This is a genomic window from Candidatus Mycosynbacter amalyticus (assembly GCF_025273655.1).
GTDB classification, from domain to species: Bacteria; Patescibacteriota; Saccharimonadia; order Saccharimonadales; family Saccharimonadaceae; genus Mycosynbacter; species Mycosynbacter amalyticus.
In genome coordinates this window covers 866,128-890,874 of the sequence record NZ_CP045921.1, presented here as the reverse complement: position 1 = coordinate 890,874, position 24,747 = coordinate 866,128, and the positions used below count along the sequence as shown (strand labels likewise).

At 51.1% G+C, this 24,747-nt stretch carries 34 protein-coding genes and 1 tRNA gene; 15 read left to right on the top strand and 20 right to left on the bottom strand.

Features of this window, described 5'->3' with window-relative positions:
* The first annotated feature begins 2 nt into the window (after nucleotides 1-2).
* Entirely contained in the window at nucleotides 3-791 is a 789-nt protein-coding gene (locus GII36_RS04905) for a PH domain-containing protein (protein ID WP_260763067.1), read from the top strand.
* A 1-nt stretch (nucleotide 792) separates the two neighbouring features.
* Here the strand turns inward: GII36_RS04905 and GII36_RS04900 are convergent, their stop codons facing one another.
* Complete coding sequence (locus GII36_RS04900; protein ID WP_260763064.1) at nucleotides 793-1,227, bottom strand: prepilin-type N-terminal cleavage/methylation domain-containing protein; 435 nt, start codon at nucleotides 1,225-1,227, stop codon at nucleotides 793-795.
* A 131-nt stretch (nucleotides 1,228-1,358) separates the two neighbouring features.
* Here GII36_RS04900 and recA point away from each other — a divergent pair, with 131 nt between their 5' ends.
* Both recA and GII36_RS04890 read left to right on the top strand, forming a co-directional pair.
* Nucleotides 1,359-2,402, top strand: coding sequence for a recombinase RecA (gene recA / locus GII36_RS04895; RefSeq protein ID WP_260763062.1), 1,044 nt, complete (start codon nucleotides 1,359-1,361; stop codon nucleotides 2,400-2,402).
* A 21-nt stretch (nucleotides 2,403-2,423) separates the two neighbouring features.
* Nucleotides 2,424-3,077 carry a regulatory protein RecX gene (locus GII36_RS04890; RefSeq protein WP_260763060.1) on the top strand — a complete coding sequence of 218 codons (654 nt, stop codon included), beginning with the start codon at nucleotides 2,424-2,426 and terminating at the stop codon, nucleotides 3,075-3,077.
* On the opposite strand, the gene GII36_RS04885 is transcribed toward GII36_RS04890, so the two are convergent.
* From GII36_RS04885 to GII36_RS04855, 7 genes are read right to left on the bottom strand one after another with little or no spacing between them, the layout of a single operon-like run.
* The gene (locus tag GII36_RS04885; RefSeq protein WP_260763057.1) at nucleotides 3,058-3,645 is read right to left on the bottom strand and encodes a PRC-barrel domain-containing protein; all 588 of its coding nucleotides are present in this window, start codon (nucleotides 3,643-3,645) and stop codon (nucleotides 3,058-3,060) included. The two genes, GII36_RS04890 and GII36_RS04885, sit on opposite strands and share 20 nt — an antisense overlap.
* Nucleotides 3,646-3,668: 23 nt before the next feature.
* Nucleotides 3,669-3,944: a hypothetical protein gene (locus tag GII36_RS04880; RefSeq protein ID WP_260763055.1), complete on the bottom strand. Its 276-nt coding sequence runs from the start codon at nucleotides 3,942-3,944 to the stop codon at nucleotides 3,669-3,671.
* Complete coding sequence (locus GII36_RS04875) at nucleotides 3,941-4,582, bottom strand: hypothetical protein (RefSeq protein ID WP_260763053.1); 642 nt, start codon at nucleotides 4,580-4,582, stop codon at nucleotides 3,941-3,943. The genes GII36_RS04880 and GII36_RS04875 overlap by 4 nt, the downstream gene beginning before the upstream one ends.
* Nucleotides 4,579-5,178 (bottom strand): PilN family protein, encoded by a 600-nt coding sequence (locus tag GII36_RS04870; protein WP_260763051.1) that lies wholly within the window; start codon nucleotides 5,176-5,178, stop codon nucleotides 4,579-4,581. Before GII36_RS04870 ends, GII36_RS04875 begins: the two co-directional genes overlap by 4 nt.
* On the bottom strand, nucleotides 5,175-6,227 hold the full coding sequence (gene pilM / locus GII36_RS04865) for a pilus assembly protein PilM (protein WP_260763049.1): 1,053 nt from the start codon (nucleotides 6,225-6,227) through the stop codon (nucleotides 5,175-5,177). Before pilM ends, GII36_RS04870 begins: the two co-directional genes overlap by 4 nt.
* 57 nt (nucleotides 6,228-6,284) lie before the next feature.
* Nucleotides 6,285-7,511: a type II secretion system F family protein gene (locus GII36_RS04860; protein ID WP_260763047.1), complete on the bottom strand. Its 1,227-nt coding sequence runs from the start codon at nucleotides 7,509-7,511 to the stop codon at nucleotides 6,285-6,287.
* 2 nt (nucleotides 7,512-7,513) lie between these two features.
* Entirely contained in the window at nucleotides 7,514-9,292 is a 1,779-nt protein-coding gene (locus GII36_RS04855) for a GspE/PulE family protein (protein WP_260763044.1), read from the bottom strand.
* 74 nt (nucleotides 9,293-9,366) lie between these two features.
* Here GII36_RS04855 and tsaE point away from each other — a divergent pair, with 74 nt between their 5' ends.
* The 4 genes from tsaE to GII36_RS04835 all read left to right on the top strand — a co-directional run bounded on the left by tsaE (nucleotide 9,367) and on the right by GII36_RS04835 (nucleotide 12,372).
* Nucleotides 9,367-9,822: a tRNA (adenosine(37)-N6)-threonylcarbamoyltransferase complex ATPase subunit type 1 TsaE gene (tsaE, locus tag GII36_RS04850; protein ID WP_260763042.1), complete on the top strand. Its 456-nt coding sequence runs from the start codon at nucleotides 9,367-9,369 to the stop codon at nucleotides 9,820-9,822.
* The gene (gene tsaB / locus GII36_RS04845) at nucleotides 9,819-10,205 is read left to right on the top strand and encodes a tRNA (adenosine(37)-N6)-threonylcarbamoyltransferase complex dimerization subunit type 1 TsaB (protein ID WP_260763041.1); all 387 of its coding nucleotides are present in this window, start codon (nucleotides 9,819-9,821) and stop codon (nucleotides 10,203-10,205) included. The genes tsaE and tsaB overlap by 4 nt, the downstream gene beginning before the upstream one ends.
* Before the next feature lie 180 nt (nucleotides 10,206-10,385).
* Entirely contained in the window at nucleotides 10,386-11,894 is a 1,509-nt protein-coding gene (rny, locus tag GII36_RS04840) for a ribonuclease Y (protein WP_260763038.1), read from the top strand.
* A 1-nt stretch (nucleotide 11,895) separates the two neighbouring features.
* Nucleotides 11,896-12,372 carry an NUDIX domain-containing protein gene (locus GII36_RS04835; protein ID WP_260763036.1) on the top strand — a complete coding sequence of 159 codons (477 nt, stop codon included), beginning with the start codon at nucleotides 11,896-11,898 and terminating at the stop codon, nucleotides 12,370-12,372.
* Here the strand turns inward: GII36_RS04835 and GII36_RS04830 are convergent.
* Nucleotides 12,359-13,030 (bottom strand): DUF4396 domain-containing protein, encoded by a 672-nt coding sequence (locus GII36_RS04830; RefSeq protein WP_260763034.1) that lies wholly within the window; start codon nucleotides 13,028-13,030, stop codon nucleotides 12,359-12,361. The two genes, GII36_RS04835 and GII36_RS04830, sit on opposite strands and share 14 nt — an antisense overlap.
* Before the next feature lie 51 nt (nucleotides 13,031-13,081).
* On the opposite strand from GII36_RS04830, the gene GII36_RS04825 reads away from it, so the two are divergent.
* Together GII36_RS04825 and GII36_RS04820 are read left to right on the top strand one after the other, a co-directional pair.
* On the top strand, nucleotides 13,082-13,294 hold the full coding sequence (locus tag GII36_RS04825; RefSeq protein ID WP_260763032.1) for a hypothetical protein: 213 nt from the start codon (nucleotides 13,082-13,084) through the stop codon (nucleotides 13,292-13,294).
* A complete protein-coding gene (locus GII36_RS04820) occupies nucleotides 13,291-13,887 on the top strand; it encodes a hypothetical protein (RefSeq protein WP_260763030.1) in 597 nt (198 codons plus the stop codon). The genes GII36_RS04825 and GII36_RS04820 overlap by 4 nt, the downstream gene beginning before the upstream one ends.
* Here the strand turns inward: GII36_RS04820 and GII36_RS04815 are convergent.
* The 3 genes from GII36_RS04815 to GII36_RS04805 form a co-directional block, all read right to left on the bottom strand.
* Nucleotides 13,884-14,573, bottom strand: coding sequence for a COG3942 and LysM peptidoglycan-binding domain-containing protein (locus tag GII36_RS04815; RefSeq protein WP_260763028.1), 690 nt, complete (start codon nucleotides 14,571-14,573; stop codon nucleotides 13,884-13,886). The genes GII36_RS04820 and GII36_RS04815 overlap by 4 nt on opposite strands.
* 229 nt (nucleotides 14,574-14,802) lie before the next feature.
* Nucleotides 14,803-15,012 carry a helix-turn-helix domain-containing protein gene (locus tag GII36_RS04810; protein ID WP_260763025.1) on the bottom strand — a complete coding sequence of 70 codons (210 nt, stop codon included), beginning with the start codon at nucleotides 15,010-15,012 and terminating at the stop codon, nucleotides 14,803-14,805.
* A 2-nt stretch (nucleotides 15,013-15,014) separates the two neighbouring features.
* Nucleotides 15,015-15,512, bottom strand: a complete 498-nt coding sequence (locus GII36_RS04805; protein WP_260763024.1) for a DUF2975 domain-containing protein — start codon at nucleotides 15,510-15,512, stop codon at nucleotides 15,015-15,017.
* A 237-nt stretch (nucleotides 15,513-15,749) separates the two neighbouring features.
* Here GII36_RS04805 and GII36_RS04800 point away from each other — a divergent pair, with 237 nt between their 5' ends.
* The 3 genes from GII36_RS04800 (at nucleotide 15,750) to GII36_RS04790 (ending at nucleotide 17,392) form a co-directional block, all read left to right on the top strand.
* Complete coding sequence (locus tag GII36_RS04800; protein WP_260763022.1) at nucleotides 15,750-16,262, top strand: type IV pilin protein; 513 nt, start codon at nucleotides 15,750-15,752, stop codon at nucleotides 16,260-16,262.
* Between the two features lie 94 nt (nucleotides 16,263-16,356).
* Complete coding sequence (locus tag GII36_RS04795) at nucleotides 16,357-16,845, top strand: DUF4385 domain-containing protein (RefSeq protein ID WP_260763012.1); 489 nt, start codon at nucleotides 16,357-16,359, stop codon at nucleotides 16,843-16,845.
* Complete coding sequence (locus GII36_RS04790) at nucleotides 16,820-17,392, top strand: dihydrofolate reductase family protein (protein ID WP_260763009.1); 573 nt, start codon at nucleotides 16,820-16,822, stop codon at nucleotides 17,390-17,392. Before GII36_RS04795 ends, GII36_RS04790 begins: the two co-directional genes overlap by 26 nt.
* Here the strand turns inward: GII36_RS04790 and GII36_RS04785 are convergent.
* From GII36_RS04785 to GII36_RS04775, 3 genes are all read right to left on the bottom strand, one after another.
* A complete protein-coding gene (locus tag GII36_RS04785) occupies nucleotides 17,389-18,015 on the bottom strand; it encodes an NAD(P)-dependent oxidoreductase (RefSeq protein ID WP_260763006.1) in 627 nt (208 codons plus the stop codon). The two genes, GII36_RS04790 and GII36_RS04785, sit on opposite strands and share 4 nt — an antisense overlap.
* A 35-nt stretch (nucleotides 18,016-18,050) precedes the next feature.
* A complete protein-coding gene (locus tag GII36_RS04780) occupies nucleotides 18,051-18,353 on the bottom strand; it encodes a DUF427 domain-containing protein (RefSeq protein WP_260763005.1) in 303 nt (100 codons plus the stop codon).
* A gap of 118 nt (nucleotides 18,354-18,471) precedes the next feature.
* The gene (locus tag GII36_RS04775) at nucleotides 18,472-18,861 is read right to left on the bottom strand and encodes a sulfatase-like hydrolase/transferase (protein WP_260763002.1); all 390 of its coding nucleotides are present in this window, start codon (nucleotides 18,859-18,861) and stop codon (nucleotides 18,472-18,474) included.
* 61 nt (nucleotides 18,862-18,922) lie between these two features.
* Here GII36_RS04775 and GII36_RS04770 point away from each other — a divergent pair, with 61 nt between their 5' ends.
* Complete coding sequence (locus tag GII36_RS04770; RefSeq protein ID WP_260763001.1) at nucleotides 18,923-19,336, top strand: DUF1761 domain-containing protein; 414 nt, start codon at nucleotides 18,923-18,925, stop codon at nucleotides 19,334-19,336.
* 26 nt (nucleotides 19,337-19,362) lie between these two features.
* Here GII36_RS04770 and GII36_RS04765 read toward each other — a convergent pair whose 3' ends face one another.
* On the bottom strand, nucleotides 19,363-20,028 hold the full coding sequence (locus GII36_RS04765) for a Crp/Fnr family transcriptional regulator (protein ID WP_260762999.1): 666 nt from the start codon (nucleotides 20,026-20,028) through the stop codon (nucleotides 19,363-19,365).
* Between the two features lie 299 nt (nucleotides 20,029-20,327).
* On the opposite strand from GII36_RS04765, the gene GII36_RS04760 reads away from it, so the two are divergent.
* The gene (locus GII36_RS04760) at nucleotides 20,328-20,876 is read left to right on the top strand and encodes a YdeI/OmpD-associated family protein (RefSeq protein WP_260762997.1); all 549 of its coding nucleotides are present in this window, start codon (nucleotides 20,328-20,330) and stop codon (nucleotides 20,874-20,876) included.
* Between the two features lie 92 nt (nucleotides 20,877-20,968).
* Here the strand turns inward: GII36_RS04760 and GII36_RS04755 are convergent.
* Nucleotides 20,969-21,044: transfer RNA gene (locus GII36_RS04755), tRNA-Pro, on the bottom strand.
* 48 nt (nucleotides 21,045-21,092) lie between these two features.
* Nucleotides 21,093-22,196: an OpgC domain-containing protein gene (gene opgC, locus GII36_RS04750; protein ID WP_260762995.1), complete on the bottom strand. Its 1,104-nt coding sequence runs from the start codon at nucleotides 22,194-22,196 to the stop codon at nucleotides 21,093-21,095.
* A 66-nt stretch (nucleotides 22,197-22,262) separates the two neighbouring features.
* Here opgC and GII36_RS04745 point away from each other — a divergent pair, with 66 nt between their 5' ends.
* On the top strand, nucleotides 22,263-22,724 hold the full coding sequence (locus tag GII36_RS04745) for a peroxiredoxin (RefSeq protein WP_260762992.1): 462 nt from the start codon (nucleotides 22,263-22,265) through the stop codon (nucleotides 22,722-22,724).
* A 13-nt stretch (nucleotides 22,725-22,737) separates the two neighbouring features.
* Here GII36_RS04745 and GII36_RS04740 read toward each other — a convergent pair whose 3' ends face one another.
* Both GII36_RS04740 and GII36_RS04735 read right to left on the bottom strand, forming a co-directional pair.
* Nucleotides 22,738-23,466 (bottom strand): type 1 glutamine amidotransferase, encoded by a 729-nt coding sequence (locus tag GII36_RS04740; RefSeq protein WP_260762991.1) that lies wholly within the window; start codon nucleotides 23,464-23,466, stop codon nucleotides 22,738-22,740.
* Nucleotides 23,463-24,734, bottom strand: coding sequence for a Mur ligase family protein (locus GII36_RS04735; RefSeq protein ID WP_260762989.1), 1,272 nt, complete (start codon nucleotides 24,732-24,734; stop codon nucleotides 23,463-23,465). Before GII36_RS04735 ends, GII36_RS04740 begins: the two co-directional genes overlap by 4 nt.
* Nucleotides 24,735-24,747 lie beyond the last annotated feature (13 nt).

Here is a 24,747-nt window from a genome sequence, read left to right as displayed (position 1 = left end):
GTATGAATCCACAAGCTCCCGAGCGCGATCCAGCACCAACTCTTCCGCCCGCAGCGGCCGAAAAACCCGTTACGACAGATTCGCATGTTACTGCAATCCCTGGTCAAGTCGAGGGAGAAAACTATGATCCACGTCTGCGTGTACAGCTGTCAAACGAGCCAAATGTCGTCCATGCCTCGCGAGCTATTGAGCCGGAGGTCGGTGCAATCAGTCCGGAACTGCAGCAGCGCCACGAAGCTGCCAAGCAGCAGTATCCCGATCTCAATCTGTCTGCCGGTGAAGTGGTATTACTCAAGGTAAATCGTCATGTTATCGGTATCCTCGCACCAGTGCTTGTGACGACGCTTGTATTGTCGCTGCTGGTGGCGACGTGGATTATGTATCCGGTCGTGCTAGATCAGAACCCCGCTTCGGGGCTACCATCTACTGGTGTTGTCAGTCTTGTGGCGTTATGCCTCATGCTGCTCACGGGTCTACTGGGATATATCGCGGTATGGGTGTATATGCGCAATACCTTTTTCCTCACAAATGAAAGTGTTATCCAGGAGATTCAACACAGTTTATTTTCGAAACATGAGCAGACTGTCAGCCTTGGCAGTATCGAAGACGTGAGTTTTGTGCAGACCGGTGTATTGCAGACGATGCTCGACTACGGCACGATCCGCCTGAGTACTGAGGGTGAAGAAACAACCTATCGATTTCATTATGTGTCTGATCCGCGCACGCAAACGGCTACTATCAACAATGCAGTCGAAGCTTTCAAGAACGGTCGCCCTGTCGACCTAGACTAGATTACTTTTTGTTGCCGTGGACAGATGTACGCACATAATCTGCTTCTTTTTCGAGATCGGCACGAAGCGTGTAGCCGCTACACTGATTGTTTTTGCAGTTAGTTGGTTCGTATGTGTAAGTAGAGCGGGTTGTAGTGCCGAGGACTGAATTGTCAATACGCAGCTCGTTGACGGCAAGACCAGCTGGATCTTTGAATGTGTCGGCTTGTACCGATGGCAAGGTTGTGGTGTTGAGCGTGTCAGGGTAGGATTGGTGGGCGGGGTAATAGACCTTCTCGAGATTGTGGTACATCGTATTAATATCGGCTTTTCGGCGATCGTCCCGCGCGACAGCTTCGATGGTGTTCTTCTGATATAGGAAAAGCCCGCACATCGATAGAAATAGCACCACTACGACGAGTAGCTCGATGATAGTGAAGCCCGCAGATTTTCTCATATACATCCAGTATAGCAAAGTCTCGTGTGCTTGGATACAACACCGTTATACTGACTTGAAGTTATCTTAGGGAGCTATTCCGTAGTAGTAGCTGATGGTATAATAGAACTATAGATAACCACGGAGGGTATATGGCGAAAAAGGCAGACACGACAGACACACCAGTAGAAAAAGTCGACAAAAAAGACGAGGGCAAGCTAAAGGCGCTGAATCTCGCGATGGATCAAATCACTAAGCAGTTTGGCGACGGCTCTATCATGAAGCTGGGCGAGGCCAAAAAAGTTGATGTGGAACTGTTGCCAAGTGGTGCGCTTTCATTGGACTTGGCACTAGGTGGCGGCTATCCGAAGGGTCGTATTATCGAGATTTATGGTCCAGAAAGTTCCGGTAAGACAACTCTGACACTGCATGCAATCGCCGAGATTCAGAAGCAGGGTGGTACCGCAGCATTCATCGACGCGGAGCATGCGCTTGATCCGAGTTATGCGCGCAAGCTTGGTGTCGACGTAGACAACCTACTCGTATCGCAGCCGGACAACGGTGAGCAAGCACTGGAAATCGCCGAGACACTTGTGCGTAGTAACGCAGTTGATCTGATCGTAGTTGACTCAGTAGCCGCACTGGTACCACAGGCCGAGATCGATGGTGACATGGGTGATAGTCACATGGGCCTCCAGGCACGCCTGATGAGTCAGGCGCTACGCAAGCTAACGGGTATTATCAACAAGTCCAAGGCGACAGTCATTTTCATCAATCAGATTCGTATGAAGATCGGAGTGATGTTTGGCAATCCAGAGACAACCACTGGTGGCAACGCGCTCAAATTCTACGCCAGCGTCCGCATGGATATTCGCCGTACTGGCCAGATCAAGGTAGGCGAGGAGATACTCGGTAACCGCACCAAGGTGAAGATTGTCAAAAACAAGATTGCACCGCCATTCCGCATCGCCGAGTTTGACATCATGTACAACGAAGGTATTTCTAGGACCGGTGACATCCTCGACCTGGCCGTGCAACACGGTATCGTTGGCAAATCTGGCGCATGGTTCGACTACAACGACGAGAAAATCGGCCAGGGTCGCGATAAGACCAAAGAGTTCCTGAAGGCAAATCCAGAGTTACTGGCCGAAATTGACGCCAAAGTGCGCGCGAAAGTTGCTACAGAAGACGAATAGCCCCCGCGTCATATTGTCGAGATGAAAGTCACTGCCCTCACTGCTCAGCAAAAAGATCCTAATCGCATCAATGTAATGGTCGACAGTAAATATCGCTTCAGTCTCGATATCTCGCAAGTAGTGTCGCTGGGTGTCAAAGTTGGGCGAGAGTATAGCGATGCAGAGCTGGCGGAGATAGAGGGCGAGAGTCAGTTCGGCAAGCTGTACGCACGAGCGCTCGAATACTGCTTGATGCGGCCACATAGCGCACGAGAGGTAAGGGATTATTTGTGGCGTAAGACTCGCGAGACAAAATATAAATCGCGCCGGACAGGCGAGATCAAAACGCGCGATGGTGTGGCGCCAGAACTAGCAGATAGAGTGTATGACAAGCTTGTAGAAAAGCAGTATATTGACGACGAGAAGTTTGCGCGGTACTGGGTAGAAAACCGCAATCTCACGAAGGGAGCAAGTCGCCGGAAGCTCTCGAGCGAACTGGCGGCAAAAGGTGTGGAGCGCGGTGTTGTAGAGCGCTTACTGGCGGAATCTGCTCGTACAGACGACGACGAATTACAGAAGATCCTGGCCAAAAAGCGTAGCAAATATAGTGATGAACAAAAACTGATGCAGTACCTTGCTCGTCAAGGATTTAGTTATGACGACATCAAACATGCGCTCAGTGACGATCGGACTTGACTGATTCTGGTTGCGGCGGTCGCGTGCCTCGAAACGGATTTATCAATGGCTGCTTTTCTAGCGGTGATTGGTTTGACTCGCGTACAGTTGGTGTGCGTACGATTATTGCATCTGGTGTGATAGCGATAATTTGTTGGCGGTGAATCACGAGGCTGGTGTCGGAGAGGCTTTTGAAAAAAGGTCTACGAACTTGGAGCTGCTCAACACGAAACGACTGCGTGTCCATCACGAGTTGTTCTACTTTGCCGAGCTTAGTGTGCTGCTCGTCTATGACGTGCATTGACTCGAGCTGTACAGGTGCTTCATAGAGCTGTTTGTGTGTCACGATATCATCAAGTGATATCACTTCATCGCTTGAGTCAACAATAAAGCCAATATCACTGAGCTCGCGAATATCCTCGATCTTGAGAAATGCCGGGTGTTCGTCAAGGCTTTTGCCATTGATTTCATACGCGAGAATATTGAGCGTATCAGGATCTATGACACAGCCGACAGTTTCAGCAATCTCGGTGCCTGTCTGCAGGCTCATCACTGGCATATTGAGCAATTCTTGCGCGGGAAGTAGCATGTCTCTAGTATACCTCCTCTGTCCTACTCAGAAAATGGATTGTAGCGCCCCTCTGGTGGAGTGACATTGATGTTTTGTTGATCGCTAGTGTGCAACTGCTCAATCTTCTTGCCTGTTGCCTTGTCAAAATTAGTCGGTATTTCGCTTTTGATATCGGATGTCGTTGGCGTAGAGGCGGCGAGATAGGCTTGATAGGCTAGTACAATACTGACACTAAGAATGCCCGTGGCGAGCACTATTAATATGACGAGATTATAGCGGACAAAGAACTGCTCTGCTGGATTTGCTGGTTTACTCATTTTTGTGTGTATATCCGTATGGTTAATGATGAGACGGCTGATGCTTCAGTGCCACTCGGGCGGCTTAGGTCTAGGCTTTCGATTTCCATGCGCAGTAGATTACCCTCGAGGAGCTGGAGAAGCTTGTAAAGCGTGTCATAGGAAACGTCGCCACCGAGCGCGACAGTCACGTTGACTGGTGTGACTCCAGCTGGAGTTGCGATGCCCCCGGCTTTCGTGCCTGCTGCGGGAGTAGATGCGGCTGCTGTGGCTGGAGCACCAGTTGTTACTCCGCCTGTCTCTGCAAAAGTGAAGCCGACAACTTGTACGCCTGCCATATCCGCATAACGCGTAATATCTTGGATGACTTGCTTTTGGTATGTATAGGTATTGTTTTTGTCTGCGATAATAAGCTTGGATTTGTCTACTATTGGTTTTTGTGACGCGAGTGCTCGACTAACGATTTCGAGATCTTGAAGCGTTTTTTCGTCAGATGATGACACGGCAACGGTAGATGATACTTCTTTACCGTAGCTAGATACTGCTTGTTGTCCGAGGATGATTAGCCCAGCTGAAGCCAGTACAAGTATCACGGCGGAGCCGAGCAAAATAAGCCGAAGCTTGCTGGCGGTAAGTTGACCTAGGGGATTTTTGTTCATGACTTCTCCTCTGCAACAAAGACAGTTTTGTCAAATGTGAGATTGAGATTGAGGGTGACAGGATATGTTTGATCAGAGGCGGCTGTTGGAGCTGCTTGTGCACTGTCTTTACCTTCATTGAGGCTAGCGATAGTGATGCCGTTTGCTATTTTGTGCGCTTCAAGTGCGGGCTTAACGTTGAGTGCATCTTGTTTTGTTTTGGCAAGCAACGTAAGCGTACTCGGTGTGCCAATAGTAGTAGGAGAAAGATTAAGTGCCTCGATAACCGTACCGCTAGGGAGTGCAGCAGCAATTTTGTGAAGCGCCGTCGTGTATGAAACTTCTGTGTCAAAAATAGATTTTGCCATACTGAGATTTGCTGTATATGCTTTCGCTTCTGCTGCCGCTTGGTTATAGTTAGCAATTTTCTGCTTACTTGCTGCCGACGACGCGTTGTTGGCGAGCTCTGTAGATTTCATGAGGACAAATGTCGCACCGTATACGAGTACGATGAGACCAAGTGTAATGCCGAGTCCGACAACGTATTTGAGGAGCAGTGTGTTGTGGCGAGCTGCACGTAGTTGCTTGGCAGACTCTGGGGGTAGGAGATTGATCATTTCCAGACCTCCTCGTTCGTCAAGCTAGCAAGCCCTGCGACAGTGATGTAACGCGAGCGAAACTGCTTAGCAGGTTGAGCTAGTGCGCCAAAGTCAAGTTTTTGCCATGGACTGGCGACGCGAGACGGCATGAGCAGATCGTTGGTGAAGTATTCGCCGATACCGGGCATGTTGCTACCGCCGCCTACGATGAGGAGTTGCTCGAGTTTTTTCTCGCTAGAGATACGTTCGTTGTAGTAGCGCATAACGCGGCGAATCTCAGAAGTGATACGTTGCAGACTTGGTTCGACGGCCGAAGTAATTTTCTTTTGTCTGGGGCCAGGGTTGAGACCGTTAAGAACTTTGAGCTGGTGTGCGTTTTCGAGTGCGACGCCAAGTTTTTTGGCGATATCAAGTGTGAAAGTATTACCCCCAACCGTCGTACCTCCCGTGACACGAATCGATCCGTCGAGTACTGCAATGTCGGTATTGGCGGGGCCGATATCGACGATAAGCGTTGGCAGATCGCCTTCTTCGGTGGTACGCAGGAGGCGTGCAATCGAGTTAATGCTTGGTTCGATTGCGTTTGTAGTTAGACCGGCTGCGTCGATTGAGGTCATGACATTGTTGACAAGTGCCTGTGGCACAGCCGACATGATAACGGTGAGAGTGTCTTTGGTACGATCGACTACTTCATAATCGACGTAGAGCAGTGAAACGGGGATAGGCACATATTGCCCGACTTCAAGTTCGACTGCCTCTTTGAGATTTTTCTCTGCGGAAATTGGTACAGTAAACGCACGCGCGTAGGTGCGTGAGGTGGGGAGGCTGACTACAATCTGATCAGTATTTATATCACCGATGACCTTTTCAGACAGTAATGTCTTGATCTGTGTCTCGAGATACGGATCGCCTTTGTCGAAGACCTTTTTCATGCGTGCGGCATCGACATCAATAGCTCCGTATCCACGTACGAGCCATTTTTCTGCATCGACCGACATAACTTTGATTTCGGTGGTGTTGATGTCGAGCCCAATTAATGTTTTGTCTTTGTAAAACAGCTTTCCCATGTCGCCCACGCGTTAGTTTGTCTTCACTATAGCATGAAGCTCATGCTTATACTAGTGCTAGCCTTTGATGTTTTGCGAGATGCTTGCGATAGGTCCCATCACACTTGCGGCAATCAGACCGACCATGGAGCCCATCGATACGATCATGACTGGCTCGATGATGGAACTGATGCCGTCGATTGCTACATCCACCTCTTCTTCGTAGAAATCGGCGACTTTGATGAGCACGACATCGGTCTGTCCTGTCTCTTCTCCCACAGATAGCATCTGAGAAAGAATAGAGGGGAAGAGATCTTCACGCTCTTCGACGATCTTTGATAGCTGTTCACCATTTTTGACACGATTGGCTGCGTCTTCTAGCGCTTCCATGTAGACGGTGTTACCGATGGCGCGTCCGGTTACATGGATGGCCTCGATGACTGAAACGCCAGCACCGATGAGTGATGAGTAGGTTCGTGCAAAGCGGGCAACGGCAACCTTTTTGATAATAGTGTTGACAGGCGGAAGCTTGAGAATAAGAATGTGAAAATTGCGTTTACCACCAGGAGTACGTAAGTAGCGTGTCACACCAAAGACGGCACCAACAAGCGCAGGCATCCATAGGAACCAATAGCCGAGCAAAAAGGCGCTAATTCCGAGCATGATTTGAGTGAGTAGTGGAAGCTTGGCATCTGGACCGCCCAAATCAGTGATAATCTTGCCGATTTGCGGGATCACGAACAGCATCAGCCCGAAGAATGCGCCGATCATGATGACAACCAGTACCATCGGATAGGACATAGCACTTTTGATCTTTTTGCGGATAGTGGCGTTTTTTTCTTGCTGCGTCGCTAGGCGCTTGAGGATGTCGTCCAGGATACCAGCGGTTTCGCCGGCTTTGACCATGTTGACATAGACATCGCTGAAGACGCGCGGGTATTTTTCGAGTGCTTCACCAAAACCGGTACCGCTTTGGATATCGATAATGACTGTATTGAGGATCTTTTTGAAGGCTGGATTTTCAGCATGCTCAGCGAGTGAATTGAGTGAGCGCAGAAGCGGTACGCCAGCGCTGATCATGGCGCTGAGTTGTCGTGTAAAGATCACGAGCTCGTCTGACTTGACTTTGCCACCACCAAGACTAAGATTGAAGCCGCCCGCTTTGGCTTCCTTGATACTGACGGGATTGAGGTGTTGTTTGCCGAGTGCACTTACAACGCTCTCCCGATCAGCTGCCTCAATTTCACCTTTGACGATAGTGCCCGGTGCAGTAGTGGAGGTGGCTTCGTAGCTAAATTTTGGCATGATTACTCCTTAGTTACCCTCAGTACTTCTTCGACAGTCGTCTCACCACGCAGTGCTTTGATGAGGCCGTCTGTCTGCATGGTGGTCATACCTTCGCCGATTGCTGCGTCCTGGATATCGTTGCTCGTAGCGTTGCCGGTGATCATTTTCTGGATTGGCACCGATATACCTAGGACTTCGTATATACCAACACGCCCTTTAAAGCCGCTGTGGGCGCCATCGTCGTTGTCGTCGGTATTGTTACGCCAGAGTAACTTGATACCATGCTCGTCGGTTGCTAGTGGTGCGTCACCCCCAATACCCATAGCAGCAGCCTGTTTCTCGAGCTCGTGAATATGAGCAAAGGTCTGTCCTTCGCGTAGATGAAAAAGGCTGGTAACGTATTTCTTCTCTTCCTCTGTCGGTTCGTACTGCTCGCGGGTTTGGTAACGCAAGCGACGCACTAAGCGCTGACCCACGACGGCTTTGACAGTACTTGCAATAAGAAACGGTTCGATACCCATGTCGAGCAGGCGCGGCAGACAGGTGGCCGCGTTGTTGGTGTGGAGTGTGCTGAAAACGAGGTGTCCAGTCAGTGCGGCCTGGACGCCCAGATTTGCTGTTTCGCCGTCACGGATCTCACCGACCATGATGATGTTTGGGTCCTGGCGGAGAAGTGCACGTAGGCCGGACGCAAAGGTCATGCCGGCTTTTACGTTTGTCTGCGTCTGGTTGACACCGGGAATTTTGTATTCCACGGGGTCTTCGATAGTGGAGATGTTGACATCTGGCGTGTTCATGCGGCTCAGAACACTGAAAAGGCTGGTAGATTTACCGGATCCAGTCGGGCCTGTTACTAGGATCATGCCATTTGGTTCTTCGAGTGCGTTGTTGATAACTTCGAGCGACTTACCCCAGTAGCCGAGTTTCTCGAGTGGTAGGGCTTCGTTTGACTCGTTGAGCACGCGCATAACGATCTTCTCGCCGTCGGTGATTGGCAGTGTGCTGACACGAAATGCAAACTGGCGGCCGCCAAGATGGATTTTGAAGCGGCCGTCTTGTGGTACGCGACGTTCGTCGATTTTGAGGTTGGACAAGATCTTGACGCGACTGACGAGTGCATTTGCGATATTTTTCGGAAGGCGGTTGACTTCTTTCAGGACACCATCGACACGGTAGCGCACCTGAATATATTCTTCTCGTGGCTCAATATGGATGTCGGACGCACCAGAGCGGATGGCATATTCAAGCAAGAGGTTGACGGTTTTGGCGATAGGCGAATCTTCGGCGACGTCTTCTTCGCGGACGGCTTCGTTTTTGGTGTCTTCGGATTGGATACTGATGACTTCACCCAACTCTTTGTTGACATCACCACGATAGGCGTCAAGTGCACTCAAGATGACATCATGCGGAGAGACATACAGTTTTGTGTTGGTGCCGATTTGCTTTTGGAGGAAGTTGATTGCTTCGACATCATCGGGATCTTCCATGGCCAAATGGATCAGACCATCGTCGTCAATTTGGAAGATGATGGCGTTATATTGGCGGGCGATACGTTCAGGAATCTTTTTCAGGGCAGCTTCAGGAATCTTTTTTGGGTCGATTTCGGCATAGGGGATTTGGGTGTATTCGGAGAAGAGACGGGTGATTGCTTCGTCGGTCAGCATTTCTTTCTTTGTGGCAAGCGACTGCATGGGCATATGGGTTTTGGCACTCTCTTGTTTGAGAGTGTCCATTTGTTCCTGCGTGAGCGTATCGCCCATGCCCACCATCGCCAGAAATGTTTTATCTGAAATACGCATACTGCTTACGCTCTAGTATACCCTAGTCATATTTGTTTTGACTAGCGCATAATTATATCGGTATACTAGTGGCAATGATAGTATCATCACTTGGTGAAATGTTGACTTTTGGTGAGCGCGTTGCCCGGAATCTTCATGGTGGCGAAGTGCTGGAGCTGGTCGGTGACGTAGGGGCTGGCAAGACGACGTTTACAAAAGGTCTAGCGCGTGGTCTGGGTGTGCATGACGCGGTGCAGAGTCCGACGTTTGCTATAAGTCGCGAGTACGATGGTGAGCGTGGTTTACACCTGGTGCACTATGACTTCTATCGCCTCGACAACGCGGGTATTATGGCGGATGAGCTGGCCGAATCTCTGGCCGACGAGCACGGCGTGACAGTGGTCGAGTGGGCTGAGACAGTGGCTAGCATATTGCCGACCGACCGAGTGACGCTTACGATAAGGTTGGTGGCCGACGACGAGCAAGCCCGAGATGTGTCATGGACGACGGGCGGTGAACGTTCGAAGGAATTGATGGAGGCAAGCACATGATTTTGCTCCTCGATACATCGACGCCGGAGTGTAAACTGACACTTGTCGACGGCGAAGCGCGATATGAATATGCCTGGCAGGCTGATCGTGAGCTGGCACGTGGGCTGCTCGAGTTTCTCGTTGCCAAGCTTGCCGAACACGAGCAAACGCTGGCAGGCCTAGACGGTATCGGCGTGCTCTGTGGCCCAGGAAGCTTCACTGGCCTGCGTATCGGCATCACCACCCTCAACACTGTCGCCGACAGTGAGCACATTCCTATCGTGGGCACACTGGGTGAGCAATGGCGAGACGACGCATTGGCCCGGCTTGCTGCCGGCGAAAACGACCAGATTGTGCTGCCAGAATACGGCCGTGAGGCGCGTATCACTGCCCCGCGCAAATAAGTGGTTGCACTTTTGCTCGGGCTAGGGCTACAATAGAAATAGCTTTCTGATTTATATTAAGCGTTTGATTTACTGATTAACTGATTTCTGCATTACAGCGCCCCACAAGAAGCGGGCTACCGATACCTTTTATATGTAGCAAAGCCCGAGACAGGGGTCAGCAGGAGAAAGGATGGATATATGATAGAGATTCTTGCCGCAGTGGTAGGACTTCTTTTGGGTGTAGGTGGGGCGGTTGGCTACGAGCGCTCGCAGCGCGCTGGCGCCAAGCGCAAAGGCGAACACGCTATAGCCGACGCCGAGAAAAAAGCCAACGATATTGTACTAAAAGCCCAACACAAGGCTATCGAAATTACCGACGGTGCCAAAAAAGACGAAGCTCAGGCGCGCAAAGAGCTCAAGCGTACCGAAGACCGTTTGCTCGACCGCGAGACCTCACTCGACCGTAAACTCGATGAGCTCGACAAACGTGCCGAGAGAATGCGTACGCAAGAGGATGAGATCGAGAAGCTAAAAATCGAGATTCGTGATATTCGTGGCAAGCAGCAGGAAAAGCTGGAGAAGATTGCCAAGCTGAAAAAAGAAGATGCGGCTGAAAAGCTCATGGAGATGACGGAGCGAGATATCAAACATGATCTCGTAGGACTTGTCAGTAAACTGCAAAACGACGCCATGGAAGATGCCGAAGAGCGTGCGCAGACGATCCTGCTCACGGCCATGGAACGTATGAGCAGCGAAGTGACGGCCGAACGCACTGTGACGGCACTCAAACTTACCGATGACGAGATGAAAGGCCGTATCATCGGCAAAGAAGGCCGCAATATCCAGGCTATCCAACGCGAGACCGGTGTGGATGTGCTCGTAGATGACACGCCGGGTATGGTGGTGCTGTCTAGCTTTGACCCTGTGCGTCGCCAGGTAGCTCGTGTCACTATGGAAATGCTCATGAAAGACGGTCGTATTCATCCGGGTCGTATCGAAGAAGTGGTGGCCAAAGCCCAGAAGCAAGTCGACAAAGAAATCAAACAGGCCGGTGAAGACGCGGCTCGCGAAGTCGGTGTCGTCGGTATACCAAAAGAAATGCTGCGCCTGCTCGGTGAACTCAAATTTCGCACGAGTTATGGGCAGAACGTGCTCAAGCATAGTACCGAAATGGCGCAGATCGCCGGTATGATCGCCGATGAGATCGGCGCAGATATTCGTACGGTCAAAATCGCCACCTTGCTGCATGACGTAGGCAAAGCTGTCACACATAAAGTTGAAGGCAAACATCATCATATTGGAGCGGAACTTGCGCGCAAATATGGTATGAAACCCGAAGTTGTCCATGCCATAGAAGCTCACCACGATGATATCGAAGCCACCACGCCAGAAGCGCTTGTGGTGCGCGTAGTCGATGCTGCGAGTGCAGCTCGTCCAGGCGCTCGTAATATCTCGGCAGAGAACTTTGCTGAACGTATGCGTGAACTCGAAAACGTTGCTACTAGCTTCAAGGGCATCGATAAAGCGTACGCCATCAGTGCTGGCCGCGAAGTTCGCGTCATCGTGAGTCCGAAGGCGGTTGATGATCTGAGCGCTATCCGCCTCGCGCGCGATATCGCCACCAAGATCGAAAGCACCATGCAATATCCTGGTACTATCAAAGTCAATGTCATTCGCGAGACCCGCGCGATAGAGTTTGCGAAATAATATGTATGAGCGCGAGGAAGTTCAGAAGTTTCTCGCTACCCGTGTGGCGCGGCCATCGAGTGCGGGTATCATACTCGAAAACGCCGCAGGAGAAGCATTGCTTCTCAAGGCGCACTACAAACCCTACTGGTCGTTTCCTGGTGGCTGGGTAGAAGACGGCCAGACCCCGCGCGAAGCAGCGCTGCGCGAGCTATACGAAGAGACGGGAATTGAGCTTGTGGCTCGGGACGTGTCGTTTGCCTATATGGTGGATCGTATCAGCGAAATCATGCATACGTATCAGTTTATGTTTCGCGCCACTGCTCCTGTCGAAGATACAAGCCCGATCGTGCTGCAGGCGAGCGAAATCGCCGAGTGGCGTTTTGTGAGTCCTCAGACAGTTATGGCAGACCTGTCAAACTACGGAGGGGCTGTACAAGTGTGGGCACGCGGCGATACTAGCGGCTACGCCGAAGAGCCGATTCCTAGCGCTGTGTAGAGGTGGTTGCTGCGTGCTGTAGATGTTCGTACTCTGCTCGGTCAAACGTCGTCGCGGCTAGCGATACTACTAGGCCGCCGAGGAGAAACGCGATGATCGCATAGAGCAGCGGTCGATTATCCATGCTATGTGTGGGAGTCTGCTCAAGACGAGCCATATGGTGATGTTCCTTGTGACCTGCATGCTCGTGATGATGCTCGCTGTGCGCACCGTGGTCATGCTGTGCATGTACGAGCGCGTGCCCTTTGCCACGAGCGATGAGGTAGCGGTTTACGGGATACGCCGCCCAAAACGCGACGAAGAGTGCTACAGCCATGCTCACCCAGAAAAGCGGGTTCACTAGGCCTGCGCCCATGGCGCCAGGTATGGCATACATCACTGCGTTGTCGACGAGTTCCATAGTGAGGATCGACACCGTATCGGCAGCAAGTACGAGTCGTAGTGCTGCACCAAAACTCAGACCGCCGCGTACCAGTGGGAGTGCCGATAGTGTGTAGCCAAACACGAACGCCAGGGTAAACGACAGCAGAATAGTGAGCTCATTTGTCAGGCCAAATATTTCGCCGATCACCATACCAGTGATCTCGCCAATCGCACAGCCTGTTAGGCAGTGGAGTGTCGCGGCCACGGCGACCGCATGGGGTGAGTTTTTGTGCATATAGCCCTATTATACTACGTGCTTCGAGCTCTGCGTGGTAGAATGAGGCATATGTTTATCAGTTCTTTCGCACACGCAGGACACGTTCATACTATGGAATCCATGACACTCGGAGAATCTATCGACCCTTGCATGCCGATCATCACCGGCTCTGGCGTTATCATCGTTATATTGCTTGGTGTCATCGCATATTTACTCACAACCTGGCAGCCTAAGCCGGCCAAAAAAACGCCTACAACAAAAAAGACAGACAAATCGGCATGAACCATCGTCTGCGTTCGGTGAAATTATATGTGGCTCAGCACACTCAGTGTCTCCTGACAATGCTTTTTGCGATTGTCTTGCTTGCTGCTGGTATGGGACTTGTAGTGTGGTTTGCGCATACCACTGCGCCGAAGGTGGTGTACGATCCGACAAACGCGTGCAAACTGTTTACTACGGAAGAGGCGACAGACTTGCTCGGTTCGGCCACAATCCAGAGTGTCGACGATGCGCCAGTCGTGTCTCGCAATACAGCTGTGAGCAAATGCGGCTATACAGATGGTAATCACGACCAAAACCAAATGGTGGTGGCAGCCATAATTGTTCGCTCAGGTATCAACGACGACGGTGTGCTTGAGAACAAGCGTGATTTTGTGAAGAGCCAGCCACGCGGCGCCACGGAGGTTGTGCAGGGTGTGGGTGACGCCGCGTTTTTCAATACCAGTAACGGTCAGCTGAGTGTACTCGACGGCCGTGACTGGCTAATTCTGAGCTATGGAGTGGGCGCTGATCCCTCGTCCAACACGAAGGATCAAGCGCTCAAACTAGCAGACATTGTGGTACCGAGCGGTGCCGGCACGGTACCAGCGTTCTAGTAGATGTACTGGTAGTTGCCAGCGTTTGCGGTGTAGCTGCCGACATTGCCGAAGCCTGCACGGCCGTTCATGTCCGAGATGGTGATAGTGCCGTCGGCATTGACAGCTTCTACATAGCCAACGTGGCCGCTTGTCTCGGCGATAGCGCCAACCTTCGGCGTGCTACCTGTGGCGATACCACGTGCAGCGGCGTTTGCTACCCACTGACCACCGTTGCCAAGTTGGTTGGGTAGGTCTGGGCGACGACTTTTGGCATACCATGTGCAGTAGCCTTTGAAATAGGTGTTGCCACTACTGTCTGTCGCATAGACTGCCTGTGATCCAGGTGTGTAGGTCTGCGAGTAGACAGGGTAGCTGGCCGTGGTAGCAGCAGCGGCGATCGGTGTGGCTGCTTGCTGTGCAGCAAACTCAGCGTAGCGATCTGGCAGTTGAGCATCGGCTGCGGGTATTGTGAGCTCTTGGCCTACATCGATCATGTCTGGATTGGCGATACCAGCGTTGGCGTTGTAGAGCTGCACGTAGGTGACACCATGCTCACTGGCAATTTTCTCCAATGTGTCGCCGGCTTGTACGGTAACTTTTACTGGGGTAGCAGCAGTTTTTTCCTCTGCATGCGTGGCAGGACTGGCGAGCAGCACTACCGAAAAGACCGCGACGACAGCCGCGAGGCCTGATTTGATTGTCATTGATTTTCTCCTTTAGGTTCGTGTCGTGAATAATCTGCCATTGACACGGTTTGATTCGTGCTTTTACGTCTATTCGTAAAAAACACAAATACTAGCATAAGCAACTAGCTAGTGTGTGTCAACTATCTATGCACGCTAGATGTATATTTACAGATGCAAATAATGTAGACTTTGACACAACATCGTGCACACTTTTGGCTGTATATGGCTATATAAATAACTCAAATATCTACACATCGGCGCGGTATTCAAGTATGTCGCCCGGTTGGCAGTCAAGTGCATCGCAGATAGCTTCGAGAGTGGATAGGCGGATGGCTTTCGCCTTACCATTCTTTAGAATCGACAAGTTCGCCATGGTGATGCCTACGCGCTCGGCTAGCTCTGTCACGCTCATTTTGCGCTTCGCGAGCATCACATCGATGTTGATGACGATGCTCATGGTTATACCGTTAGCTCGTTTTCGGATTTCATATGCACTGCTTCGGCGAGTAGTCGCTGCAGTATGCCGACCGCCACACTGATAATGAGGGGCATACCCACGAGAAACATACCGATCACCATGAGCCCGGGTGCATCGACGTGCTGTGCCCATATGTAGAAAAAAGGCAAACTGAGTGTACAGACGAGGCTAATACTGGCAGCTGCGTAGCTAATCACACGTAGCGCCGCCGTGACTTGGGCGGAAAATGCCTTGCCTGCGTCGATCGCATCGAGTATGCGCCAGCCTTTGTAAATACCGAGATAAAACGGCACGGTCGAGACGTACATCGCTACCACTACGGCGCGCACGGCATAGCCATGCTGCGGCCACTCTCGGTAGGCCTCTGCCCACATGATAGGAAGCAAATACACACAAAGTGCTAGTACTCCGAGGCCGATGGCGCTTACGGCCATACGCAAGAATATTGTTGATCCACTGTAGATGGTTGTCTTCTTCATATTACTAGCGTAGCATAGTATTTATTGTTTTACAATAAATAAATATCGTTATATATAACATCAAGATTATATCAAGATGCTTGTGTTTGATCTGCACATAGCTATAATAGGGACTAAGTAAGGGTTACATGCTATGCACGTTTATCACAACCGGGCGGTGATGGTAGAAATTAAGGTAATATCCTTAACATCTATTTGTTACAGAGTCATAAAAGGGTAAGGGGATTAGTAAGATAAATGAACAGGGTAACATTTAAACGACAGCAAGGTTTTACTATCGTGGAGCTTCTTATCGTCATCGTAGTAATCGGTATACTCGCTGCGATCACCATAGTTGCATTCAACGGCGTTCAAAATCGAGCAAATGATACGACAGTAAAGTCCGATCTAAAAAATCTCAGCAAATTGGTCGAAAACTACAATGTACTTAATAGTGCATACCCGGCCACCATTAACTCTCTTAGCGATGTAAAAGTATCCAAAGGCTCGTACGGTGAGGGCTACTACAATGGTACAGGCTACTACAATCTACTGTACTGTCGCGTCACGACTGGTTCGGACGCTACCTATGCTATCGTAGCCGCAAGTAAATCAGGTACTGCATTTCAGGTTGGTCCGGGTGGGGTAGTGGCCGAGCATGGCTATGCTATCACGACTTCGGGTGTTGCATGCCCACGGGCGGGTGTGGCGACCACATTGCCGGGATATGGCGTGTCGTGGAGCTATTCGGCAGGCGCGTGGCAGTTCTAGCTTCCAAACACTCGGCAAAAACCCTAGTATCCTTCGATATCCCCGGAAATTTTCTCTGAGACCTAATTATATCTGCGAGTATACTGGTAACAAGATGACTACCACTTACAGAGACCACTACCGCGATATCGATTTTCGCACACACCCCGAGAAGTATCGGGTGGGCCGCGGCGAACAAGGTGTGCTGCTCGCCGAGCCGTACAAAAGCGAACTACTGCCGCACTGGAAATTTGCCACTCCAGACAAAGCTGCTCAGTCGGCCGACACCATACTCGAGATGTTTTATACATACAAAAGCCAGGGTGATTTCGTCGGCATGGACATGGCGCGTAAGTTTTTGCAGATGGGCTATACGCGCTCGCGCCGCTATGCTAATCACAAAGGCGGCAAAAAATATGATGGACCTGTGCCGGCCGACAAAAAAGGTCAGAGCGGTGCGCATGGTCGCGCAGAACTTCCTCGCAGCTCAGAAGATCCGGTAAAAGCCGAATCTGCACGCATATTCTATGCGGCGTACCACGCGGCTAAATCAGACCCAGAGTATCAGCGTATGAAACGTGAGCACACCACAAAACAGCAATGAGTTAATTGTCGCGACGACGCTCGATGGCTACTATGAGGGCGCGAAGCCGTGGGATTTGGAGTTTCATCAAACGGTGTGGGGCGACGAGCTAGAAGCGTTTACAGTAGAGCAGCTCGATATGGCCAATATGATCGTGTACGGCGCCAATACGTATCATGGCATGGCCGAGTACTGGCAAAATGCCAGTAATGACCCGAAAGCCGAGCAGCTAAACACCATGCCAAAAGTCGTCTGCTCGACTACGATCGATACGCCCGAATGGGAGAATACCACGATCGTGCGCGATGCAGTGAGTGAGCTACGTACGGTGAAAGAGCAGGGTAATGGCAATATGTTTGTGTTTGGGAGCGGCGAGTTGTCGCAGTCACTGATGAAAGCCGATTTGTTCGACGAATATCGTCTATGCCTGGCGCCGGTATTTTTAGGTAGCGGCAAGCGCTTATTTGCCGAAGGGGTGCCGTACCAAAAACTCGTACTGCGCGAAGAGCGGCGCCTCGATACTGGCGGAATTATATTGATGTATGTACCAACATCCTCACTTGATTAATAAGGCACGATAAACGGTGTTCGATGCTCGACTCTTGGCTTTTCGGCGATGTCACACAATGCCCGCGCGACGGCATCGTAAGGAATAGTTTGCCATGGTAGTGGTGGGTGCGTACTGAGTTGGTACGTATGAGATGGTTTGACGCGCATGACCGGCGAGCGTAGGACATGCCAGTCGAGTGATGAGCTGGCGAGTATATCGATGTGCTGTGCGCCATCATGAAATACTCTAGGTGCAATTATCCGCAAGACAACACGGTTGAGATAATCGTACCAAGCGGCGTGATCCTTGGGCTGTAACACCGCCGAGCCTGTGAGACTGACAACTCGTAGTGCTGGGGTGGCGTGCGCAGAATTGACGACGAGAGAAGCCCAGGTACTGAGAACTTCGCCGGATGACTTCCAACTGCTAAGCGTACTCATGGCGACATCTATACTATCGAGTGCCATTGTGACATCTTGGGCTGAGCATGCATCACCATGCACAATCTCGAGATTGTCGTGCTGCGGCAGGAGGTTTGATCGAGAGTGAACAAACGCTCGCACATGATGACCTCGCTGAAGCAACTCTGCTACTACGCGGTGCCCAACTTTTCCGTTTGCGCCAAAGACAACAATCTTCATACATATATCATAACAATTCTATGCTAGTTTGGTATCTACGCCTCAACCGTAATGCCGTTCCAGAACGCGACGTAATCAGTGAAATCTTGCTTCACCCGCTCGATAGAGCCTGCTTTTGGCTGTGCGTAATACCATGCGCCGAAGTCATTTGCCTGGCCGTCTACGACGACGTCGTAATAACTTGCATCGCCTTTCCAAAAACAGGTGGTATGATGGTCGCTCGGCTGGAAAAATTGGCGATGTAGGCTACTCGGTGGAAAATACCAATTTCCCTCGATACGAATCAAATCCCCCTCAGGCGCTTCTGCGATTACGGTGTCATGCCAAATTGCTTTCATAGTATGTCCTCCTACATCTAGTATAAGCCTACAAGCAAGCATGCTGATAGGACTACACGGTGCAACATGAAATGTGCAAAGATTCGGCTTCCTTGTCAGCACACTGGCCATGCTTGCTTTACTGTGCGACAGCTCGAGTAGGTTGCAGCGTTCTTGATCTATTTTGGTGTGGAAACTCTGTCTCGTCATAGGGCGTGATATGGCTTTCGCCCATGAGTGCCGTGTGGTAACCTTGATCGTTGAGAAACGCAACGAGGGTTTTAGAATAATCTGTAAGATGCCAGCCGCGATGTGCGAGACCGGTCATGCCGTTTTGATGTGGGTAGAGGCTAGTCATGAGAGATGCTCGAGCAGCCGAACACGATGACGCGACACAAAAGGCATGGCGAAACAGTGTGCCTTGCTGGGCGAGGTTGGCGAGATTTGGCGTACTGACCGGAAAGCCGTACGGTTCGATGTGCCGACCTGTGTCGTGTGAGTGGATATAGAGAATATTGTAGTTGGTCATACTATCTATACTAACAAGTTTGGCATGGTATGATGAACACATCACATAACAGGAGATAGGTATGTTGGAATTAGCAGGGATAAATTACTGGGCAGTGCTGATAGCGTGGCTGCTATATATGGTGGTTGGTGCGTGGTGGTATTCAACCGCTGGATTTGCTCGTGCATGGACGAAGTATACCAAGATCGACATACTGAAGATCCCGACTCAGCAGGCGAACAAGATTATCGCGGCGGTGGCGGTATCGTCGCTTGTGCAGGCGTTTACATTGGCGTTGGTACTCAATTCGCTGGATGTTGCGACAGTAGCCGAAGGAATGGTAGCCGGGCTAGTGCTATGGTTCGGACTTGTAGCGGCCACGACTGTGGGCGTGACACTGTATAGCAAACGTGCGTGGGGCTTCTTGTGGTTGAATAGCGCGTATTTTTTGGTGGTGATGAGTATCGGCTCGGTGATATTCGCGGTCTGGCAATAAGCTAGGCCTCGTAAATTTTACATGAGTTAGGCTAGCTCGAGGCTCTGGTAGATATCCTCGCCTACGTAGTGCTCTAGCGATGATTTGTTGACGGTATATACGCCACGTGAGTAGGAAATGATGCCTTTTCTCTGCAAGGATCGCAGGGCTTTTGTGGTGCTTTCTCGGCTGAGTCCCACCATGCTGGCAATTACTACGTGAGGAAGGCGTAATTTGATCTCGTGTCGCCCGTCTGGCAGTAGCGTGCCGTAGCGAAACGCCAGGTAGTATAGTGTAAATGCAATCTTTTCGTCGGCACGCGACTGACCAAGTCCGTTGATACGCAGCATAGCTGCTGAATAATCTCTACTGAGATTGGTAAATAGCGATTTGAGCGCGACAGGATCACCCAGAATCGTGCGATCAAAGTCTTCTTTCGAAAAACGTAGCGCGCGCACCTCGCTGAGCGCCACATAGTGAAATAGCGATATGCCTACTTGGTCGAGCAGCCACGCGATAGGCAGCAGGTCGCCGGCAGTGTAGAACCCGATTGTCCGTTCTTCGCCCGAACTGGCAATTGTGTAGGCGCGAACCGCCCCTTTCGTGAGTAAAACACCATGACGAGGAAACTCGCCTTGATAGAACAGAGATGTACCTGCTTTGTATAGCCGTGAGGTTCCATTTTTACGAATAATCTCTATATGTGGCGTCATGTCTCTTTCAGTATACGCTAGATGCGTTGAATGTGACATTTTTCACTAGGCTTCTGTGAGGAATCCAACAGACGTTACTTGTGGAAACGCTTATACTTGAAAATGTAAGATAAAACGAAACGGAGGACTAGAGGAGTGAAGAGAACAACTGAATCTATCGACCAACGTATTTCGGCATTTATCCGCCGCAAGCTAGAGCAGTACCCAGATCTCAAGCTGAAGCAAATCTAGGGGTGAGAACAAGCAAAAATCGCCTGAATCGGCGATTTTTGCTTGTTTCGTCGGTGTATACTGGGTGTATGAAAGCAAACCCAGTTACTGTTACATTTGATGCAACTCTTCACACCCTGAAAAGCCATATGATTTTGCTAGTGCCAGAAGAAGAGAGTATCAAGCTGCCGTCGCGTGGGCAAGTGAGTGTAACGGGACTGTTAAGCGGTCATGAATTCTCGACCGTGCTTGAACCCGACGGGCGATGGAGTCACTGGCTGCGGGTAACCGATGAGATGCAACGGATAGCCGATGTGAAAGTGGGAGATACCGTGAGTGTAGAGCTGACGACGAGTGAGATATGGCCAGAGCCAACATTACCTCAGGATATCGCGGATGCGCTGGCAGCAGCGCCGCAAAAAGTCAAAGATAAGTGGCAAGATATTACACCGATGGCACGGTGGGAATGGGTTCGCTGGGTCAATGCGACTGGGAGCGTCGACACGCGGGCGATACGTATTGTCAAGACGATATCTAAGCTTGAAGGTAAGCACCGCAGGCCATGCTGTTTTAACCTAGCAGCTTGTACAGAACCTGAACTGAGTAAGAGCGGGCGACTGATGGAGGTTGAAAAGTAGCGGATGAATATCTTGCCAGGTAAAGATTCGTGTCGAAGATTTGAGCCGTAACCGACCATAGAAAAAAGGCACATGAGTGTGCCTTTTTTCTATGGTCGGGGTGAAAGGACTCAAACCTTCGACCTCACGGTCCCAAACCGCGCGCGCTATCAACTGCGCCACACCCCGATAGATGCACGTGTTATTGTAGCAAATTATTTTGGTTTTGACCAGAGACTAGACAGGGAGAAATCGTTTGATGATCGGGACGCGCAGCAGCCACCATACGAGCAGCACTGTGCCAAGTGCCACGATAGTGTTGAGAATTGGTACGGTGACGGGAATAGTGATCACGATGAGTGGGAGTAACAGCGCTTGTAGGCAGTAGGCGGAAAGCGAACGGCCTCCGAGCGGGATGAGCAGCCAGCCGAACCATCGCATGACAAATCGACGGAACGTATGTACGAACATGAACAAGCCTCCCATCCAGAGAAACGCCAGCGCTATGCGGCCGATCGACATAGGGCTGGAGCTAAACCACGGATCGATCACGGCACGGATAGCAACGTATTGCTCGCGGTCCATCCAGTGCCAGTTTGGATTTTCTACCAGCCCCCAGCTTAGTACGAAGAAATAGCTGAGTACCATAGTCACAATGGTAGCGGTGACAAGCGCCACGGTACCGACGAGTTTGATGATAGGGTGTGCTGAGAGCCAGGCACCGATCGCCTCGAGCTTGTAGCCGAGCAGTGCCGCACCAAAGAACAGGACTTGCCACTGCAATGCACCTTCTGGCCAGACGAAACTGACAGCATAGGCAAGCGCCATGAACGCGACGATGACGCGCTCTTGCCGCTTACGAAGCATCCAGAGGAAGAGCGGCGTGACGGCGAGCATAATGGCATAAAGACGCAGGAAGTAGATCCAGTCGTTGAAATAATTGCCAGATATGACGCTCCAGATGAATACAAATGGCGAGGCGAGCTGCTCGGCAGCGGGCAGTTTCGGTAGCATAGGATTGCCGTGCATGAGTAGCGTGAAGCAGGTGATCGCAAAGGTAATGCCAATACCCCAGAGATACAGCATGAGTGCACGCTGGAGCAGTTTCTTCGAAATATCCCAGAGGTGCTTGGACTGATCTTTATACGCGCGGATATAGCCGACAAGCAGGCCGGAAATAAGGAAGAAGCCTTCGGCTGCCGACACCCACAGGCGGCCTTCGCCAGTGACATAGCTGAGTGGGCTAGGCCAGAATTGCAGGTGGTCGATGATGATGATCACGATAAAAATACCGCGCAGCAAATCGAACTCGTAGATTCGTCGTTTTTCACCAGGTCTCATAGTACTGATATATAGTATAGCGCGAAACTGAAAGTATTCCTAAGCGTGACGCGGTATAATAGGACTATGAAACAAGTTCCCTATCCAGCACAAGATTTTTCCTTGACAGACGAGAAAGGCAAGACTCATAGCCTGCAGGATTTTGCTGGCTCGTGGCTCGTCCTATACTTCTACCCAAAAGACGATACGCCTGGCTGTACCGCCGAAGCCTGCAGTCTGCGCGATGCCCGTGACGACCTAACAGCACTTGGTGCGCAGGTAGTGGGTGTGAGCAAGGACGAAGCCAGTGCGCACGATAAATTCAAGGCGAAGTATGACCTTAACTTCACACTGCTTAGCGATCCTGATGGTGTAACTATCGATGCATATGGTGCGTGGGGCAAAAAACAGTTTGGGCGCGAGGGAATCCTGCGCAAGACATTTATCATCAGTCCGGAGGGTGTGGTAGTGAAAGCGTATGGCCGCGTGACACCGGATGGGCATGGTGAGCAGGTGGTGGCTGAGCTGAAGAAACTCCAAGCTAATTAGCTACTGGCAGCGCCTATCGTGGTCGCTTGAGCGCGATTTCACGAGCTTTCGTAGCGAAGCGATCTTCAAGGATATTGAGTGTGAAGTCGGGGTATTTCTTCTTGGCGGCTTCTTGTATGAGACCATCTGCGATGGCCGGGTTTTTGGGCAGCAGTGATCCGTGCAGATATGTGCCGATGACATTGCGGTAGATGCAGCCTTCGGTGTCATCTTGGCCATTGTTGCCAGCGCCCTGACGGACACGGCCTAGCGGTTGCATGTCGCTGTCAATGAATGTCTGACCGCTGTGGTTTTCGTAGCCGATGATTTCGCCGAACTCTTCGCTGGTAGTGACGATATTGCCGATCAAGCGCTCCGGGCCGCCATGCGTTTCGGCATGGAAGATGTCGATACCTTGTATGATTTCACCTTTGCTTGTCTTGAAGAACCTGCCGAACAGCTGGTAGAGTCCGCAGATCATGAGCATAGGCGTATCGGCATCTGCAAACTCGCGCAGGCGCGGTGCGATCTGCTGCAAATCCGCCTGAACTTTGAGCTGACCGCTGTCTTGACCACCGCCACCGATGATAATATCCGCCTCGGCAGGGAATTCATCGCCAACATTGTAGTTGATGAGCGAGGGCGAGAGGCCGTGCCATTCTGCACGTTTCATGACAGTGAGCACGTTACCCCAGTCGCCATAGATGTTCATGTCGTCTGGGTAGAGCTGTACGATAGTGAGGGTGTGTTCGGGTTGGGTCATAATATTTTCTCCACTTGGGTCATGCGGCTCAGTAGCTCGCGCAGGCGAAGCATGGCGGTATAGGTGCAGTAGATGCGTTTTGGTGAATCGGCATGCTCAGCGCAAAAAGCTCGCAGTGCTGCTGGTATGTCGGTGTCGACATGTGCTGTTTCGACATCGTCATACTGAAGGCGAAGGGCCATGTCGTAGGCGCGGACGCCGCTCACGTGTGCAACACCTGCTGGTCGAAGGCTGTCAAAATCGACATCCCAGAGCCAACTCATATCACGACCATCGGCATAATTGTCGTTGATGGCGATCATGGTTGCGTAGCCATCTGGCGAGAATGACTCAAGGGCTAGACGGAAGCCGCTAGGGTTTTTGACGAGTACCAGCTCGACAGGTTGGCCGTCAAGCATGACCGTCTCACCGCGGCCAAAGGCTGGCACGACGTTGCCAAGGGCTTCGAGTAGGGCCTTCTTGTTGTAACGTTCGGCAGCAATGGTACGCGTGAGGGTGAGTGCCGCTGCTGCGTTGTAGATATTGTAGATGCCGCGGAGTTTGAGCGGTACAGCTATGTCACGGTTGTCGAAATGGAACGAGGCGGTGTTACCGTCGAAGTTTGTCAGGATGACATCGGCATCGCGTGCATCAATTGCTTTTGTACTGGAGCGCATGTCGTCGTCGGATGGAAACTTGGGGCGTAGCTCGTCGCTAAGACCGAAGTACTCTGCTTGGGTGCGAGCGGTAAGTGAGTCACCGATAGGGGCGATGCGTGGGTCTTCGCGGTTGAGCACGACTGTATGAGTGGTGGCCTGGGCAATATGCTCAAGCATGCGGGCAGTGGTATCGATTTCGCCGAAGCGATCGAGTTGGTCGCGCATAACATTGAGCAGCAAACTATAGCGAGGTGGGATGATATCCACAAATTTGACTGCATGGGCTTCGTCTAGCTCAAGCACCGCGATGTCAGCATTGAGCGTACCTTTGTAATCGATCTCGCCGAGTATAGCAGCGGTGACACCACGCGAGAAATTGCTCCCCGTGCGATTAGTAAAGACGCGGAACCCTTGGCTTTCGAGGAGTTCGACGGTCATCTTTGTGGTAGTGGTCTTGCCATTGGTGCCACTGATGATGACAACGCCATATGGAAGGCTAGCGAGTACATCGCGGGTGAAGCGAGGATCGATTTTTTCGATAACGAGACCAGGAAAGGCCGAGCCACCACCACGCAGGCGAGTGACTTGTCGGACTACTTTGCCAATAGTAGCGATATGAGGTCGAACCATATTCTTTTAGTAT